Below are 271 nucleotides of genomic sequence, written 5' to 3'. Positions count from 1 at the left end.
GTTGTGGACCGACTGCGCCGCGCTGTCCGATTCCGCGCCGGCTGCCGGCGACAGGTAGCTCGCAATGGCGACCAGCACGGCCGCGAGGCCCACGAAGCTATGCAAAGCCGCGACGAGTTGCGGCATTTGCGTCATCTCGACGCGCCGCGCGAGGATCGCGCCGCCCGCGATGCCGATCGCCATCAGCGCGGCGACGGCCGGCAACGCTTCCCCGCCGTTGAGCCAGAGCGTGGTGACGATCGCGATCGCCATGCCGGCGACGCCATAGAGA

Annotated in this window: 1 protein-coding gene; it reads right to left on the bottom strand. The window is 70.1% G+C overall.

Annotated features, from left to right (window positions below; translation table 11 throughout):
• A partial coding sequence (locus NCR34_RS25955; protein ID WP_250501251.1) for an NAD(P)(+) transhydrogenase (Re/Si-specific) subunit beta occupies positions 1-271 on the bottom strand: 271 nt, incomplete at both ends.

Source organism: Caballeronia sp. GAWG1-5s-s (assembly GCF_023631445.1).
In the GTDB taxonomy this organism is placed as follows: Bacteria; Pseudomonadota; Gammaproteobacteria; order Burkholderiales; family Burkholderiaceae; genus Caballeronia.
Note: the sequence above shows the minus strand (reverse complement) of the source record. Positions and strands in the feature narration are given on the sequence as shown.